The following is a 17,869-nucleotide window of genomic DNA, read 5'->3' on the forward strand; positions in this document are numbered from 1 at the left end:
TATTGGTAAGCTCTGTAATCCATTAGCGTTCACTACTTGAACGGGTTTTATCGATACTGCAACTATTAGTCATACCCTATATTGTTCATACCATAAGTTCATACAAGATGTTGCGGTTGCATTTGAAAATTTATAAATTTTTCAAAAGCATGATTGATCCTTAATGGACATGCATCGCATGAGATTATCAGGTAAAACGTATTAAGCATTTAAGGTCTAATTGAACCATTCTGGTCAGGTTTGTCGGAAAGTCATTGTCCTTCTAGACTAGATAAGTAATAGGTTCATTTGCCCCCTTAATATGGATGAAATCGCGAAGCCGACTCCTGTAGATACTCGTTGGAAAAGGTGGTTGCTGGTACTCGATCCTGAGCAATCTCTACCTGAGTGTAGTGAAGAACTTAAACAAGCGGCTTGGAACTGTTTAAAAGCAGTGTCGGCAGCTGACGCTTTAGTATTGCTGCAAAAATATGATTTACGTGTTGCTATAGCTTTTATCAGTGACACTAACCAAGTCTTACTCGCTAAAGAAATTACGGTTATTCAAGCCGAATATCCCTCCTTGCATTGGATTGCCGTTACCGATAGCGCCTTGGAGCAGCATTGCAGCTGGCTCAGCGCCGCTAATTTTGTTGATTATTACCATCGCCCATTTGATTGGAATCGCTTTGCCGATACCCTTGGACACGCTTGGGGTATGGCGCAGTTGACACCATCGAAAGGAGGGAAGGGGCCTGTAAAGGTTTTAACGACCATTAGGGGGGAGCATCCCTTATTGCAACAGCTGCGTCAGCGGCTGCATAAATTTAGTCTGTCGGATGAAACCGTATTACTGAGCGGTGAAACGGGCTCTGGCAAAGGACTATGTGCTAAAACCTTACATAGTTTATCTAAAAGGCACGAAGGGCCATTTATCACAGTAAATTGTGGCGCGCTGCCTACAGGGCTTATCCATTCCACCCTCTTTGGCCATGAGAAAGGTGCCTTTACCGACGCCGATAAACGGTATATCGGTCATTTAGAGCAAGCCCATGGTGGAACACTGTTTTTAGATGAAATTGCCGATCTCCCCTTAGACTTACAGGTCAACTTACTGCACTTTTTGGATGATAAACACATTATGCGAATTGGTGGCAATGCGCCCATAAAAGTAGATTGCCGTTTGTTATTTGCCTCCCACCAGGATTTAGAGGCCGCGATTGACGAAGGCCGCTTTCGTGAGGATTTATATCACCGTATCAATGTGTTACGCTTGCATGTGCCAAGTTTGAGACAGTATAGTGACGAGGTCATGCTGCTCGCGGAACAATTCTTGTTAGAACATTCGGATAACTGTACTCAGTTTCATTTTAGTGACGATGCCCGCTGTGCGATGAAACACTACAATTGGCCGGGCAATGTGCGCGAGCTGCGTAACCGGATCCGTCGGGCTATGGTCTTAACTGATGACTGCATTATTACTGCACAGTTGTTAGGGCTAGATTCACTCACGGCAAATCGTACCAGCCAAGATCTCGCGCGCTGCCGCGCAGAGCATGAGGCAGAAGTATTACTTAAAGCCATTAGCGATCATAAACATAATATTTCCGCCGCCGCCCGCTCATTAAATATCTCCAGAGCGACCTTCTATCGACTCCTGAAAAAGTGTCAGATAAAGGTGCCTTAGTCCGTCTATTTATCCTGCGACAGTCTGCTTCACCGTTGTGACACATCTTATCCAGTCATCTCTTTTAATTTATTATATATCAATGTATTAGATTTTGGCTTGTGGCTTGCTTAGTGCAGATGTTCACAATCCGGAATGCGCATATGCAGAGGTTGGTGGGTGCAGCGGGATTCCGTCCACAGGAAATGAGGAGAATGTTATGAAACTCAAACTATTGTTTCGTACCCTTCTGCTTTGGGTCTGCACATTGATGGTATACGGTGTACAGGCTACGGTAGATAAGGTCGAGCTGGATGGTAATATTGTCAAGCAGACTACACTCGATGATTGGCAAACGATTAACTTAGGTAGCAGTACAGCGAATGTCACCACTGGAGTGATTTCCGACTTGCCACCACAAACGATTTTTTGGAAAGGGGGCTCGAAAGACACCTTAGATGTGACCGAATGGTGGTACAAAGACGGTGCCGTACCCGATAAGGATGACCTGCGCAATGGATATGCAGCTGCCTATTTTATTAATAACGGCAGTGTTAGTGATGACTTAGTGTTTTACTTTGGTGCTGAGCGTTATGCCAACAATGGTGACGCTATTATGGGATTTTGGTTCTTCCAAGATAAAGTCGGCCCAGGCTCAGGTAACCAATTTACCGGACAACACCAAGAAAATGACTTATTTATCATCATGGAATACCCTCAGGATTCGAACTCTGTGCCTTTTGTGCAAGTGATGCGCTGGGTGAATTCGGGTGGTGATGTCTCTGAACATTTGGAACTGCTCTATGCCTCTGGCGATGCCGGAGCCAAATGTTTATCCGCAGGTGATACTGGCGTTGCCTGCGCCATTACCAATGAAAATCCTGAACTTGCTGGCGTGGCCAATGGTTTGTGGCCCTATGAAAACAAAGCGGGCATACCTAACACTTATCCCTATGAATCCTTCTTTGAAGGTCGTTTGAATGTGACCCAAGCATTCTTGGCCGCGGGAGTGAGTGAAATTCCTTGTTTCAGTAGTTTCCTCATCGAAACCCGGTCGTCTCGTTCTGAAACCGCCCAATTGAAGGACTTTTTAGGTGGCGATTTCCCTCTCTGTAGTATTGCGATTGCGAAAACCTGTAGTGCGACTGAGCTGACCGGCAGTAATCAATTCCGTATCGATTACACCTTGCAACTCACTAATACTGGGGTCGGTAGCATTGGTGCCGGTGAAACTGTCACCATCAACGATACTCCTAGCAACGGTACCGCCTTTAGCATTAGCCAAGCCTTGAGCGCGTTTGCTAATGGTGCTGATGGTTGGGCTCCTAACGAAATGCTGACCTATACAGGGTATTACATCTCTAATGTGAATGGTGGTACTAACACTGTTGATGCCAGTGTGAGCTTTGGATCTGCCAGTATCAGTGCCGAACCGTACACTGCAACCTGCGATTCGTTAGCCTTGAGTCCTAGGTTAACTATTGCGAAAAACTGTAGCGTATCACTGGCAGAAAACAGCGGTTTGGTCGCTCTGCGAAAAGACTACGACATTACCGTCTGTAACACGGGGGACGCACCGTTGGATGTCTCTCTGACAGACTCTGTGGACAGTAGTCTAAATGCCACATTCAGTTTGGATTTTGCAAAACAGTGCCTAACCAACAACGATTGCGGCTCGGGTTATAGCTGCGATGGTAACAGCCTAATGTGTACCAATACGGCGGGTGAAGTGGAAGGTAACTTTGGTGGTCATGTTTGTGAGTTAACCCAAAGTCATTACTTCCCAAGCACATTACCCACAGGTGCCGACGGTACTTTGTCTAACACCGCAACGGCGAGGGCGACTTCTCCTGTGGTCGATACGGGTGATTTAGCGACAATTGGTAACTCGGATACCGCGAGCTGCGATTTGTGTCCATTACCCGTGCAAGAATAGTTAACTGAGTTGTGTATTAGCAAAAAGGGCCGTCATTACGGCCCTTTTTATTTGCTCATATTATCTATTTTTACCTTTGCCACCAGTACTTGTGCTGGTATCCGTCGTGCCGCCGCTTGTGGTGCTAGGGCTGATAGTGACAGTTGCAACTGCGGTCAGTTTGCCATCACTCACTGTGTAGCTAAAGCTATCACTGCCTTTAAAGCGCTTAGAGGGCACATAGGTCAGGGTATTGTTAGCGTTGACAGTCACTTTTCCATTCAGTCCTTGAGTGGTGCCACTGATGAACAGGCTGTCACCATCTAAATCGCTGTCATTGGCCAGCACATTCAGTACCGTACTCGCGCTGATATCGTTGAAATCATCATTCACAGCGAGTGGTGCAGTATTACTGGTTGCTGCAGTTAACAATACGCTACCTGAACTCACCGCCTGCTGTGAGCTAGTTTGGTTGCTGCCAATCACTTTCCAAGTATTGCTACCGCTTGCTTGCAGTGCTTCTAACGACAGTGTCAGATGCAGATTGCTTTGTGGTGCAAGTGTCACACTGTTGTTTGCTAAGTTTGCGTATAAACCCGCATCAGCTTGCGTTGTCAGGCTGTAAGTGGTTTCTGGGCAGGCACTACTGTCATTGTTGGTGAGCAGCAAATCGACAGAACCTTGTTGCCCCTGTTGCAATTGTGAGACAGCCGCTTGTACCGTCAAGCTGCTAGTGCCACGGATACACTGAGCTGCGCTGTTTTGCATGACTACATCTAAGGTGACAGAGGAAGCGTCTGATGCGACGACATCGATACGGATACCTTGTTGTTCAAAGGATTGTCCAGGAGCCAAGCTGATGTCATCCCAATCATAGCTACTGCTGTTTGGTGTTGGGTCAAGCAAATAGCTGCTAGCGGCATTGTTGCTAGCGCCTTCGCGTAATCTTACGCCATTCAGCATTGCGGCAGCTTCGGTAGCCAGTGAGCTATCAAAGCCGGTTGGCTGACGATATTCAACATAGTAAAACAGCTCGTTACCTGAAGAATCTTGGCCATTGGGAATTTTTAACAGCAGGGGGAAGTTACCCTCAGCCTCTACGGGTGATAGGGTTACCCGAGAATCGGCTGTGACGGTTTTGATACGATCGCCACTCAGCCAACCTAATTGCTCCTTATGGAATGCATTGAAATGCTTAGGTGTATTAGTACCACTCATTGCACTGAGATAGTCGCCATATTCAGTGATAGTGCATTGGCTGCTGTCAGCGGTGGTAACGGCACCACAATCCTTTTTATTTGCATGGAATAAGCCAAGGTTGTGCCCTAATTCATGGTTAATCGTGGATAACTGTACTCGTTTGATCCAACTACGCTTGCCTGCCACATTGGCCTTACCTGACCAAGTACACTTAGGGTGAGTCGGGATCAAGTACATAACATGGTCGTAATTATTGAGGTTAAAGCCACGGGCACTGAGTTCTTGGTCAGCGGCTAAGGCGACGGCGTCAGTGTTACATACAGAGACATCCACATCGACAGTAACTGGGCTGGTAGTGTCGCCCGAGAGGGAAACTGCGCCATAGGAGTTTTCTTCGTAGAAGGCCGAAGATTGATTAAACAACAGATCTTGGATCTCGGCTTCAGTCAGTTTTACGATCGGATTGATCGCAAAGTTGACTTCCGCCACTAGTACGCTTCTGTTGCCACTGATCGGTGTGATGGCCGAGTTGACGGTTTGAGCCGAAGAAGTCGTTTCATTGGTTTGCAGTAAGCTGACGCTGCTATCACTCACCTGCAATTGTTTGCCATTAGCATGGCCAAACACACGGACGCTTTGACCGGGTTTTAACCAACGAGGTGTCGATGCTAAGGCTAAATCATGTACTTCGCCTTGTTTACCGTGGAGACGAAACGTTTCAATGGCATGCTCCGAGAAATCTTCCACCTCGAGGGACAGCGTGCCTTCAAAAGGACGCATATCTGCAGCGAGGACAGTGTTTGTGAGCAGTAAACTGCTTAGCATCATGGCAGAGTATTTCATTGTTTATCTCTTCAGCTTTAGGGCAAAACGTGAAACTTATGGGCACTAACGTTCAATTAGGGGACATAAGTTCCATTTAACAAGGCAAACAGTTTTTGAGCTGTTTCGCGGGGGCATTCTAGGGTAGAGAAAAATGAATGTATATAGGCTAAAACCCAGTAAGAATGCGGGTTTTAGTTGATGTCGTTGAAATGAAAGATATAAAACTGTTCAAAAAATATACTGGTTAAACCAGACTGGATTTTGACTGTTTTTCATTCAATTAGCAGTTAGTTTATTGTTGAAAATGCTTTTGGATACAGAAACAGCCAGTTATTGGTGCGAGTCAAATAAAAATGGCAATGTCTAAATTTTGACACCTATTTTTTGTCACATCGCTAGCGATGTTTGGCTTATGTCTTCATGGCATAGTGAAAGTGGCCATGGCCGAGTGCTGGGCAATATCAAAAGGGGATAAACTTTTGAGTCATTGCTGGCGACGTTACAAAAAAGTTCGTGCTGCAGGGATGAAGTCCTAGGTCATGCTCTTCAATAGCTGAAGTGGTGTTGCGCTGTTGCAGCAGCACGCATGTAGCGACCTTGTCTTAAAAGGAGTATTAGGTAAGAACAAGACCAAGAGCAAGGCCAAATTGCTGGCACAGGTTGAGCAGGCGATTAACGTGCCGCGCAGCATTCCCTTAAGGCAGGAATGGCAGCGGGGACTCTGATTGCGTCATGCTGAGTGATGGGGCGTTAAGCTCCCACTAGGGAGTTGTAAGTTCATTTTATACGGGCTCCGTGGCTTAGGCGGTTTCGGGTTGGCATAAGGAGAGGGTCTCCTCTAACCAGTTGAAGAAAGCCAATTCATTGTTGCCAAGTCTTTCCGTATGACTCAATAACACATATTGATGCCCTGATGGGACAAAGCCAAATGGCGCGACGAGCCTGCCGCTTGTTAGGTCGTCAACAATCAGGGGATACGAGCCTATGGCGCCTCCGAGTCCATCAACCGCCGCCTGCAGGCAGAAATAGAAATGCTCAAAGGATTTTGACTTATTGGCTGAGAAATTGTGTCCCGAACGCTGCGACCAATCCGACCATGCCGAGGGCCGAGAGTCGCTATGCAGCAGGACAATATCGCCCCAGTTTTGCTGAATTTGCCGCCAATATTCAGGCGAAAATACTGGGCCAACCCACTCATTAACTAAATTGTGCTTGCTGTATTCAGGGGGGATATGAAAATCGTCTCGCCGAATGGCCAAAGATAATCCAGATTCTGCCAGTTTGACTGGCCCGCCAGCCGTCGATAATCGAACGTCTATGCCCGTTAGCTGGAAAAAACTGGCTAACCGCGGCATTAACCAGCGCATGGTGAGTGTGGGTTCACAGGAAACTTCAAGATAATGATGGCTTTCCCGAGTTAGCTGCTTTACCCCACTATCTAAGGTGTTAAAAGCAATATCTGTGTAGCGCTTAAGCAATTCCCCCTCTTGAGTGAGGCACATCCCTCGGCCTTGTTTATAAAACAGTATTTGCGATAAGTGGTTTTCCAAGAGTTTTATTTGCTTACTGACCGCGCCATGAGTGATATGCAATTTCTCTGCGGCCTGGCTGTAACTCGAGGACTCGGCCGTAATGTGAAATACATAGAATGCTTTTAAATGTCTCATGTGTGAACTTTTCTCACGGTTTTAGTGCCTTCTTTTCGATTATAACTTACCAGCGACTCGATACAATTACCGCTTGCTAATGAACCCTGAGGAGCGGAAATGGAGTTATTGAGTATTGTGATATTTGGGCTGCTGATTGTGGTTAGCCCTGGTGCCGATTTTGTGTTGGTCTTTAAAAATAGTGCCATGTATGGCAGAAAAGCGGGGATGTTGACGGCCCTTGGAATTGGCGTGGGAGTTTGTGTCCATATTAGCTATTCAATCATTGGGATAAGTCAGTTAATTGCCAACAATGCTGGGTTATTTAGCCTAGTGAAGTATGTGGGGGCAGCGTATTTAATCTATCTTGGGATCACAGGTTTATTGAGTGCCAAGCTCACATTAGATTACGGGACTCAGCTTATTAAACCAGTAAAAAATCGAAAGTACATTATGCAAGGATTTTTATGTAATGTACTGAATCCTAAAACGATGATTTTCTTCTTGAGTGTTTTTAGCCAGCTGATTTCATCCCATAGTGACGGCTTCGCATTCGTCATCAGTTATGGTGTTTATATCGCTGTGTTACACGGGATCTGGTTCTGCATCGTGGCATACTTAGTGACCTCAGCAAAAGCCACTCGAGTATTGAAGCGGTTTGGTCATAGGATTAATCAGGCCTGTGGCGTGGGGCTTATAACCTTTGGTGCGATATTATCAACTAACGCTTGAAGCTGATTTCTTCCCTCTGCGGCGATAGGTTTTATCCAGTTTTTAATTCGGTCTAAAGTTGACTTAAATTCACAGTTAATTCGATATCGCCTAAGGGGAAGATATATTCGCTAGGATTCCCTTACACTTGCATCAGATGTCTATTATGGATGGATTGCTCTGAATGTTGAGCCAATCCATGCCACTTGCAGGCTATGCCAAGGTTAACTTAGGAGAAAACCTAGCGCACCAATGGACAGCGCAATAACGGTTAGGGAAACAAGGGGTTAAAAAGGGGGATTGAGATAAGAGTGCTGTCACTCAAAGCCCTATCAGTGATATCACCAGTTTTTATCAGGCTACAAAGTTTCACTTCAAGATCCGCTCCATTGGTCCTCTCCATCTAAAGACTGCAAAAAATCACTTAACATATATGTTTTTTCATATATGCTTTATTCCATATGTGATCTGATCATTTTGGGAGCACTCGATGCAACCCGTGGCATTTTTTAAGGCTCTTGCCGATGAGACTCGGCTGAAATGTTTACTGCTAATCCAGCGGGAAGGGGAGCTGTGCGTCTGTGAATTAATGGCCGCGCTGTCGGAGATCCAACCTAAGATCTCCCGGCATTTAGCGCAGTTAAAAAAAGCAGGGATCTTAGTCGATAGGCGCCAAGGTCAATGGGTGTTTTATCAAATTAATCCTGAGCTGAGTGCTTGGTGTCAGCAAGTATTAGCGCAAAGTTGTGAGGCTAATAGCCCGTTTTTAGCTGAAAGTATGCAGAATCTGTGCAGCATGGGGGCTCGTCCCGAACGTGCTAAAGCCTGCTGCTGAGTCGCAAACAATGCAATTTGTGAGTCGAGGTTGTTATGGGGATCTTTGAACGTTATTTAAGTGTCTGGGTTGGCTTGAGTATTCTTGCTGGAGTCATGCTTGGGAATCTGGCGCCAGAGGCATTTTCCGCTATCGCGGCTGTCGAGTTGGCCCATGTGAATTTGATTATTGCGTTATTCATCTGGGTGATGATCTATCCCATGATGGTGCAGATTAACTTTTCGGCGGTTAAACATGTCGGTAAAAATCCCAAGGGGTTGTTGCTGACACTCACTATTAACTGGCTTATTAAACCTTTTACCATGGCTTTACTCGGCTGGTTATTCTTTAAACTGGTGTTTGCCGATTGGGTCGACCCGCAAACGGCGGGCGAATATATCGCGGGGATGATTCTGCTCGGCGTCGCTCCTTGTACCGCCATGGTGTTTGTTTGGAGCCAACTGACGAAGGGCGATCCTAACTACACCTTAGTGCAAGTCTCTGTTAACGATATCATTATGGTGTTTCTGTTTGCGCCGCTCTGCGCGTTGTTGCTGGGAGTGAGTGATATTCAAGTGCCGTGGGAAACCCTGCTGCTTTCAGTGGTGTTGTATGTCTTATTGCCCTTAGTCGCAGGCGTGTTAACTCGAAAGCGCCTCGAGACAAGCCATGGTGCCAGCGCGGTGCCGCAGCTATTAGCTAAACTCAAACCTTGGTCTGTGATAGGGCTACTCGCGACGGTTGTGCTGTTATTTGGTTTTCAGGCCAAGACCATAGTGACACAGCCACAAAATATTCTACTCATAGCTATTCCTTTGATTATTCAGACCTATGGCATTTTTATTTTGACTTACTGGTTGGCGCTAAAGCTCAAATTGACCCATGCCATTGCCGCGCCCGCGAGCATGATAGGTTCTTCTAACTTCTTTGAATTAGCCGTAGCCGTAGCAATTTCGCTCTTTGGTTTGCATTCTGGGGCGGCACTGGCGACCGTGGTGGGCGTTTTGGTCGAAGTGCCTGTGATGTTGTCTTTGGTGTACTTTGCCAATCGCACCCGTCATTGGTTTGCGACTTAATCTGTTTTTAAATAATTACATTAAAAATCAATAAACTATAAGTTAACTAGGTATTTATAAATCATGGCAATTAAAATCGGAATTAATGGATTTGGGCGCATGGGACGTTTGGCTCTGCGCGCGGCGTGGGAATGGGATGATGTTGAGTTTGTGCAGATTAACGATCCCGCTGGGGATGCGGCGACCTTGGCCCATTTGCTTGAGTTCGATTCAGTCCATGGTCGCTGGCGTTATCCGGTAACGGCGAGTCACGAGGGCATTCAAATCCAAGACAAAACCATTCGCACCACACGCAATAAGACGATTGCCGAGACCGATTGGTCGGGATGCGATGTGGTGATTGAAGCCTCCGGGGTGATGAAAACCAAAGCCTTACTGCAAGCCTATTTAGATCAAGGCGTGAAGCGGGTGGTGGTGACGGCGCCAGTCAAAGAGGAAGGTGTGTTAAATGTGGTGATGGGCGTGAATCATCAACTATACGATCCGGCAATTCATCCGATTGTGACCGCGGCTTCATGCACGACCAACTGTCTTGCACCGGTAGTGAAAGTGATCCATGAGCAGATTGGCATCAAACACGGTTCTATGACCACTATCCATGATATTACTAACACCCAAACGATTCTGGATGCGCCGCACAAGGATCTGCGCCGCGCCCGCGCCTGTGGGTTAAGTTTAATCCCTACTACCACGGGCAGTGCGACGGCAATTACTCATATTTTCCCTGAGCTTAAGGGCAAGCTGAATGGCCATGCGGTACGGGTGCCGCTCGCCAACGCATCCCTCACCGACTGTGTATTTGAGCTGGAGCGCAGCGTGACCGAAGCGGAAGTGAATGCACTGCTACAAACCGCCGCCGAAGGGGAACTCAAGGGCATTTTAGGTTATGAGGAGCGGCCGTTAGTGTCGGTTGATTATAAAACCGATCCCCGTTCGAGTATTGTCGATGCGCTTTCGACCATGGTGGTGAATGGTACTCAGCTAAAACTTTACGTGTGGTACGACAATGAGTGGGGATATGCCAACCGTACGGCAGAGCTCGCCCGTTTAGTCGGCCAGCTTGATTTACCGCGTTAGGAGAGCACAGTGCCTGCCGCCAAGCTATTTGAACAACTGATGCAATTGCCCGCAGCCGTGCGGCAATATTTGCTGATCACCTTCAATTATTGGAGTTTTACCTTAACCGATGGTGCGCTGCGGATGTTGGTGGTACTGCATTTTCACGATCTCGGTTATACGCCATTCGCGATTGCGATGTTGTTCTTGTTCTATGAGATTTTTGGTGTCGTAACCAATCTGGTGGGCGGTTATCTCGGCGCTCGCCTAGGGCTTAATCGTACCATGAATCTAGGCCTTGGCATGCAGGTGTGGGCATTAGGGATGTTATTGGTGCCAGCGGCCAGTTTACCGCTGTGGCTCGCGGGCGTGCCCTGGGTGATGGCGGCGCAGGCGCTTTCTGGCATTGCTAAAGATCTCAACAAGATGAGCGCCAAAAGCGCGATTAAATTGCTGGTTCCAAAGGGCGAGCAGGGCAAGCTTTACCATTGGGTTGCCCTGTTGACCGGATCTAAAAATGCCCTCAAAGGAGCGGGCTTTTTCCTCGGTGGCGCTTTGTTGGCGGGATTAGGTTTCAATATGGCGATTGCCGCCATGATGGCCGTGCTTGCGCTGGTGTGGTTAATGAGTCTGGTTTTGCTGAAAAAGGATCTGGGGAAAGCGAAGAACAAACCTAAGTTTACCGAGATTTTTTCTAAAAGCCGCAGCGTGAATATTCTCTCGGTGGCGCGCCTGTTTTTGTTTGCCGCAAGGGATGTGTGGTTTGTGGTGGCTTTGCCCGTGTATCTGGCGAGTCAATGGGGCTGGGATCATTGGGCCGTGGGCGGCTTTTTGGCGCTCTGGGTGATAGGCTACGGCATAGTGCAAACCTTAGCACCGAAGATTACCGGTGCGAGCAAAGCGGAAGCTGGCACTTTGCAGCGTATCCCCGATGGTTATACCGCCTTAGCTTGGTCGACCTTATTAGCTTTTGTTCCCGCGTTAATTGCACTCAGTTTATATTTGAATTTCTCACCACAGCTCAGTCTGATCTTGGGGCTGATGTTATTTGGCGGACTGTTTGCGATTAACTCTTCACTGCACAGCTATTTAATCGTGAGTTACGCCAGTGAAGAGGCGGTATCCCTCGATGTGGGATTCTATTATATGGCCAATGCCATGGGGCGTTTAGTCGGAACCGTGCTTTCGGGCTGGGTGTATCAGAGTTATGGGGTGGTGGCCTGTTTGTGGATTTCGACGGCCTTTATTGCAATGACGGCACTGATCTCTATCAAGCTGCCTCGACAAGGATAGGAATAGGATGCTCTCGGGGTTAAAGCGTTTCACAAGGTATGCTGTCATTGGCTTAATCGCCCTGTTTTTGCTATTCGTTATCGTGCCCGCGAAGGCCGCAAACGATTCGACACCAAGCGCTGCCATAGCGTCCGATGCAACACCTAACCTAGTGCCAAGACCTATTCGAGATTGGAAAAATCCCACCTATATTATTCAAGCCTTCGACGAGATAGCCCTTAAAAATGAATACGATAAAGATAAACATCGGGTACGGAAATGGCGTCAGCCCGTGCGTGTCTTTGTCGAGCATCAAGTGGGCGATAATGGATTGCATGCACAATTGGTGCAGATGCATTTAAGCCATCTTGCACAAATCACTGGCCACAGTATTGTCAAGGTGGATTCGCTCGAAGAGGCCAATTTACACTTAGTCTTTACCCGTCAATCCCAATGGGCCGATGTGGTGATGCGTCTTATGGGGGCAAGTGCGGCCAGTAATATTCATGGCTCTGTTTGTATGGGCAAATTTGCGCTTAATTCCCAGAATGAAATTGAGCGTGCTTGGGTGGTTATACCCGTCGACCAAGCGCAAATGCATGGCAAATTGGTGGCCTGCGTGGTGGAAGAAATCACCCAAGTGCTGGGCCTACCCAATGATTCGGTGAAAGTATTTCCTTCCATTTTTAACGATAAAACACCGCAGGATTTGCTCACTGGGTTGGATTATATTTTGCTGAAACTGCTCTACAGTGCGGATATTCGCGCAGGTATGACGGCCGCCGAAGTGCAGCCTATATTGCAGAAACTGCTGGAGCAATGGCAGCGGGACGGCACGCTGACACAAGCCGATAAAGCGGTTCGTCAGGGCCAGTTGTACCCGCTGTTAGGTTATTGATCCCAAAGGTTTTACATCGAAAGTTGGCTTTGATCATGCTTTACCAATTATTCCTTTTTCTTTTAGGAATAAGGGCATAGTCTATCTTTAAAAGAGATAAATATGCTGGAGGCAGGCTATGCAGATGACATTGCAGTTTTTGGGCGCAACCGAGGAAGTGACTGGCTCGTGCCACTTACTCACTGTGGCAGGTAAGCAAATGCTGCTCGATTGCGGCCTCATCCAAGGCGGCAAGGCCGATGAGTTACGTAATCACGAACCTTTTAGCTTCGATCCCCTTGCGATTTCAGCCGTTGTCTTGAGTCATGCCCATATTGATCATTCGGGCCGCTTACCCCTGTTGGTTAAGGCGGGCTATACCGGGCCGATTTTTACCCATAAAGCGACGGCAGAGCTGTGTGCCATCATGCTGAAAGATGCCGCCATGTTGCAGGTGCGCGATACCGAAAGAACCAATAAAAAGCGTGCTAAGCATGAGTTGGAGCCTTTAGAGCCGCTATTTACTGTAGAAGATGCGGAGCAGGCCATTACTCAGTTTGTATCGCTTGAATATGGCCAAGTCACCCAAGTGATCCCCCATGTGGATATTTGCTTATCGGATGCGGGGCATATTTTAGGCTCGGCACTGGTAGAGCTTTGGTTGGGAGAAGGAAAGGCACAGAAAAAACTGGTATTTAGTGGCGATCTTGGCCGTGCTGGCATGCCGATATTACGTAATCCCACCTTAGTCGACACCGCCGATTTAGTGCTAATGGAAAGCACTTACGGTAATCGTTTCCACCGTAGTTGGACCGATACACTGGCCGAGTTAAAGGCGATTTTCGCCAAGGCGGTGACTGAGAGCCACGGCAATATTCTGTTGCCGGCCTTCTCCGTGGGGCGTGCGCAGGAGCTTTTGTATCTATTTCATTTGTATGCCAAAGAGTGGGATCTCTCCCGCTGGAAAGTCTGCCTCGATAGTCCTATGGCGATTGAGGCGACGCGGGTGTATGTCAATAATTATCCCTTAATGGACGATGATTTTAAGCGCTTTACGCGCCAGCATCCGGGGCAACATCCGTTATTGTCGAATGTAGAATTTATCCAATCGACTGAAGAGTCTATCGCCCTTAACGATGTGCACAAAGGGTTGATCATTATTGCGGGCAGCGGCATGTGTAACGGTGGCCGTATCCGTAGTCATTTAGAGCACAATCTATGGCGCCCTGAATGCGATGTGATTATCTGTGGCTATCAAGCACTCGGTACGCCTGGACGTGCCTTAGTCGATGGCGCCGAGGAACTCACTATCCATGGTAATAGCATCAAAGTTGCTGCTAAATTACACACTGTCGGTGGCTTATCGGCCCACGCGGATCAGGCGGAGTTATTACGTTGGTATCGACATTTTGAAGCGCAGCCGCCTTTGGTGCTTGTTCACGGCGAACCCGAAGCCCAGCAGGGATTAGTCGCTGTGATGAATCAAGACTCGAAAACCAAACCTAAAGCGCTGGCTATCGCCACCCGTGGCGATATGTTGGATTTAAATGCCTTACCCAAATTAGTTTGGGTGACTAACTAGATAAGATAATGTTATTAATTGGTTAATTTTGTTGCATTATTGACATTGAAGCATGCTTGGTTTACACCTTTAAGCACTTTAGTTATAGCTACTGTATCTCGCTGTGATAGACAGGCTCAATGGAATGAAATAATGATAATTCGAAAAAGCTATTTGCTCGTATGTATTCTTTTACTTGCCGGATGTAGCGGGGCAACGTTTAGAACCAATGTCGGATCTGTGGCGTTAAATAATGCGATTGCTGGCACTGTGGAAGTGTACACAATGGCGGAGTTATCGCGACATAAATACGTAGGATTGGGTGAAGTGTCTGCAACCTATTGTAAAAGTGAGATCGACCCAACGGTAAAAGTTGATATTGATGATTTGAAAAAGGATTTAAAGCTTCAAGTACAGAAATTAGGTGGTAATGCGATTATTTTCTACGAGTGTGGCAAGGGGATCTATCCTGCTTGCCAGCAGTATTTAGAGTGCAATGGCGAAGGATTCGAAATCGAAAACTAAGCCTTAGAAACTCAGTCTTAACATTGAAGGCTCACATTGTTTGTGAGCCTTCAATGTTAATGGGGGTTTAGTCCGAGTTATTATCAAATTCAGTGTCGTCGAGTAACTCGAGGCTTGGGTCGATACTGGGCACGTCTTTAAATAAGCGGGTGAAGTGACGTTGCACCCCTTTCAGATCGATACCTGCTAATCCTGAGGCAAAACCAAACCAAGCATACAAGCCGCTGAAGTTGTCGAACATCGGCGGCAAATACTTAGGCGGCGTCAGAATTCCTTCTTGGCAAGCTTGATAGAGCACGGGGATGTCCTCAATGGCGAGTTTGCCTAAAAACAGCATAGGGATCAGTTCGGGTAAACCCGATGTGATGGCGCTGCGGATAAAGTTGATGTTTTCGACATAACCACGCACATAGGAAATATCTTTGGTAAAAAAGCTGCCGCCTTCGACCATGCCGCCACGAAACACCCTTTGTGTGACTCGATAACTGTCCTTAGCGCTAAGATTTAACTCTCTAAAATAGTTAAATACTTCAATAAAGTTTGCCCCATTTTCCGCCATATCTACCGCAGCGACACGATCGCTAATACGGCGGGCGCGGCCTGGGTTAGAACTTAGGGTGAGCATTTCGAGTAAGACGGCAAGCCCTTCTTGGGTGGCGGCTACGCGGGGAGAACCGACGCTGAGCCAAGTCGCATGGGGTTGAGCTCGACCATTGAGGGTGGTACCCACATGCACCCAACCTTCATGTACTTCGTACACATTGAGATCTGACTCGCTGAACATGGCTTTGCTGTTGAGTTTGACCGTATCGCCACCCACTGCGGCGTCAGACACAATCCCGTCACTCAGCCGCACCCGCATATCATCACTGTGAAAGTACTTTTCCAATCGCTGGCTCAGTACATTCACGGCTTCGGGGGCACTGATGATTTTGGGGTGATGCTTATTCATATGCCGCGCGGCGGGCAGGGAGAAGATATAACTGAGTTTATCGCCCAATTGGCGCAGGGTGTGGCGATCGCCATGTAATCTGTGGCTGGCGCTGCCGTAGAGTTCTTGGCTCAGCTGACCAAAGACAGGGGTTCCTCGATGACCCAGCATATCGACAACTAAGCGATATTGGTCGACGTTAGCAACTAAGATCTTACCCAGCTTGTCTTTTTTACCCAAACGGCGGTGGATTTCTTGTTTTAAGGCAAGCAGCTCTGCTTGGGTTTTAACGGGATCGAAGGGCAAGGCAATTTTTTGATAAAAATCTTGGCTAATCGCTGGCAGAACAGTGCCTTTACTGGAGAGAAAGCGCTCTTCCATTTCCCGTGGCCATTTGATGGCATCTAAAATTTTAATCGGCGTTTGGATGCGGATAAGCTCATCGGAAAGGCGGCGTAAATCTTCTTGATACTGGGCTAACGACTCTGACATTCCCGTAATCCTGTTGCTACTTGGACGATAAAAATTAGCTTAATCATAGCGGTAAAGCCGCTGTATTTATAGGTTTCTTCCCCCAAGCAATTGAATATTGTCGATTAAATACCTTAAACACTATCGATTTGATGAATCATTTTGGTGCAATACGGCTTATTTTAGCGCGAGATAGCGTTAACTTAATCTCATAACCCACTGTTAAACATTAACTTATTTAGCTGGCATCAAAGCTGCTTTGGGTGTTTGAGCAATGGGATAACGTCGATGGGAGAGAGTTATGGCTGCAATGAGCTATTTGAGTGTGATTGAGCGTTATCACGAATACGAGACCACAGTGCATGAGCTGATGGAGTCCATTTTAACGGGGATTGCCGATGCGGACTTATTTCACCAACCTAAAGTCGATATCAAGGCCATGAAAGGCATTGCGGGCAGTTACCCCTTTGTCGAGCTGATGTATTTGCTCGATACCCAAGGAGTGCAAATAAGCCAAAATATCACAGTGGTCGATCAGCAGATCAAGTTAGTGCCCCTTGGGGGGAATCGCGACCGCAGTCAGCGGCCCTATTTTACTAATCGGGATGAGTCCGATGGCGTCAATATCACTCGCCCTTATTTATCCAATGCCAGCGGGAACTTATGTTTATCAGCCTCCTTAGCGATTGTGCAGCAGGAGCAAAAGCTGGGTTATCTGGTCGTCGATGTGGATTTGACACGAATGATTGAGTTTATGATGGGCGACAGTGCTCGTCGGCGAGTAACGCCAGCCTTTAAAGCCGTGTATGGCTTGATAGTCGCAGGGCTTTTTGTGCTGGTGATGGCGCTACTTTGGACGGCGCTTAGGGATATTTATGGGTTATTTGTGGTGGATCATGTCGGGCAAGATCCATTGCAACCTTTTGGGATCATAATCTTTATGACTCTAGCGTTAGCGATCTTCGACCTTGGGAAAACCATTCTGGAGGAAGAAGTGTTAATGCATAAGGATATTTTTCGCCACAGCTCCACCCGCCGAACCATCACTCGCTTTGTTTCAACGATTTTGATCGCCATTTCGATTGAGGCGTTATTGACCATGTTTAAGGCGTCACTGGGCGAGAAACAATATATCGAGCCAGCGATTTGGATGATGTTGGCCGTGGTAGGGTTATTAGTCGGTTTAGGGGCTTATGTGTATCTCGGGGCAAAAGCAGAATGGCTGCTGATTAAAACTCAGGCTTATAAGAGTGGCAAAAAGTAGCATCAAAAGAATAGTAAATTGTACACCCAGCCCCTAGGAGCTGGGTGAGGCTTTTAGAAAAACGTCGGGTTTGAGTCACC

At 47.2% G+C, this 17,869-nt stretch carries 14 protein-coding genes and 1 pseudogene; 12 read left to right on the forward strand and 3 right to left on the reverse strand.

Annotated features, from left to right (window positions below; genetic code table 11):
- Positions 1-352 precede the first annotated feature (352 nt).
- Together N5E87_RS02695 and N5E87_RS02700 are read left to right on the forward strand one after the other, a co-directional pair.
- Positions 353-1,666 (forward strand): sigma-54 dependent transcriptional regulator, encoded by a 1,314-nt coding sequence (locus N5E87_RS02695; protein ID WP_256657225.1) that lies wholly within the window; start codon positions 353-355, stop codon positions 1,664-1,666.
- Between the two features lie 199 nt (positions 1,667-1,865).
- Positions 1,866-3,581: a hypothetical protein gene (locus N5E87_RS02700; RefSeq protein ID WP_086902978.1), complete on the forward strand. Its 1,716-nt coding sequence runs from the start codon at positions 1,866-1,868 to the stop codon at positions 3,579-3,581.
- Between the two features lie 60 nt (positions 3,582-3,641).
- On the opposite strand, the gene N5E87_RS02705 is transcribed toward N5E87_RS02700, so the two are convergent.
- Positions 3,642-5,603 carry an Ig-like domain-containing protein gene (locus tag N5E87_RS02705; protein ID WP_086902977.1) on the reverse strand — a complete coding sequence of 654 codons (1,962 nt, stop codon included), beginning with the start codon at positions 5,601-5,603 and terminating at the stop codon, positions 3,642-3,644.
- A gap of 485 nt (positions 5,604-6,088) precedes the next feature.
- Here N5E87_RS02705 and N5E87_RS02710 point away from each other — a divergent pair.
- Positions 6,089-6,310: pseudogene (locus N5E87_RS02710) on the forward strand (hypothetical protein); the annotation flags it as partial.
- Between the two features lie 75 nt (positions 6,311-6,385).
- Here the strand turns inward: N5E87_RS02710 and N5E87_RS02715 are convergent.
- Positions 6,386-7,252, reverse strand: a complete 867-nt coding sequence (locus N5E87_RS02715) for a LysR family transcriptional regulator (protein ID WP_086902976.1) — start codon at positions 7,250-7,252, stop codon at positions 6,386-6,388.
- A gap of 99 nt (positions 7,253-7,351) precedes the next feature.
- Here N5E87_RS02715 and N5E87_RS02720 point away from each other — a divergent pair, with 99 nt between their 5' ends.
- From N5E87_RS02720 to N5E87_RS02755, 8 genes are all read left to right on the forward strand, one after another.
- A complete protein-coding gene (locus N5E87_RS02720; protein WP_126512366.1) occupies positions 7,352-7,963 on the forward strand; it encodes a LysE family translocator in 612 nt (203 codons plus the stop codon).
- Between the two features lie 469 nt (positions 7,964-8,432).
- On the forward strand, positions 8,433-8,777 hold the full coding sequence (locus tag N5E87_RS02725) for a metalloregulator ArsR/SmtB family transcription factor (protein WP_011627301.1): 345 nt from the start codon (positions 8,433-8,435) through the stop codon (positions 8,775-8,777).
- 35 nt (positions 8,778-8,812) lie between these two features.
- Positions 8,813-9,832 (forward strand): ACR3 family arsenite efflux transporter, encoded by a 1,020-nt coding sequence (gene arsB, locus N5E87_RS02730; RefSeq protein WP_086902974.1) that lies wholly within the window; start codon positions 8,813-8,815, stop codon positions 9,830-9,832.
- Between the two features lie 63 nt (positions 9,833-9,895).
- On the forward strand, positions 9,896-10,909 hold the full coding sequence (locus tag N5E87_RS02735) for an ArsJ-associated glyceraldehyde-3-phosphate dehydrogenase (protein ID WP_086902973.1): 1,014 nt from the start codon (positions 9,896-9,898) through the stop codon (positions 10,907-10,909).
- A 9-nt stretch (positions 10,910-10,918) separates the two neighbouring features.
- Positions 10,919-12,181 (forward strand): organoarsenical effux MFS transporter ArsJ, encoded by a 1,263-nt coding sequence (arsJ, locus tag N5E87_RS02740; protein WP_086902972.1) that lies wholly within the window; start codon positions 10,919-10,921, stop codon positions 12,179-12,181.
- A 7-nt stretch (positions 12,182-12,188) separates the two neighbouring features.
- Positions 12,189-13,058 carry a DUF2927 domain-containing protein gene (locus tag N5E87_RS02745; protein ID WP_140374491.1) on the forward strand — a complete coding sequence of 290 codons (870 nt, stop codon included), beginning with the start codon at positions 12,189-12,191 and terminating at the stop codon, positions 13,056-13,058.
- Positions 13,059-13,176: 118 nt separating this feature from the next.
- A complete protein-coding gene (locus tag N5E87_RS02750) occupies positions 13,177-14,619 on the forward strand; it encodes an MBL fold metallo-hydrolase (protein ID WP_086902971.1) in 1,443 nt (480 codons plus the stop codon).
- 132 nt (positions 14,620-14,751) lie between these two features.
- The gene (locus N5E87_RS02755) at positions 14,752-15,123 is read left to right on the forward strand and encodes a hypothetical protein (protein WP_240520040.1); all 372 of its coding nucleotides are present in this window, start codon (positions 14,752-14,754) and stop codon (positions 15,121-15,123) included.
- A gap of 67 nt (positions 15,124-15,190) precedes the next feature.
- Here N5E87_RS02755 and N5E87_RS02760 read toward each other — a convergent pair whose 3' ends face one another.
- On the reverse strand, positions 15,191-16,546 hold the full coding sequence (locus N5E87_RS02760; RefSeq protein WP_086902970.1) for a flavohemoglobin expression-modulating QEGLA motif protein: 1,356 nt from the start codon (positions 16,544-16,546) through the stop codon (positions 15,191-15,193).
- Between the two features lie 280 nt (positions 16,547-16,826).
- Between N5E87_RS02760 and N5E87_RS02765 the strand changes: the two genes are divergently transcribed.
- Complete coding sequence (locus tag N5E87_RS02765; RefSeq protein ID WP_086902969.1) at positions 16,827-17,789, forward strand: PDC sensor domain-containing protein; 963 nt, start codon at positions 16,827-16,829, stop codon at positions 17,787-17,789.
- The last annotated feature ends 80 nt before the right edge of the window (positions 17,790-17,869 follow it).

Origin of the sequence: Shewanella sp. GD03713, assembly GCF_029843705.1 — a bacterium.
Classification (GTDB): domain Bacteria; phylum Pseudomonadota; class Gammaproteobacteria; order Enterobacterales; family Shewanellaceae; genus Shewanella.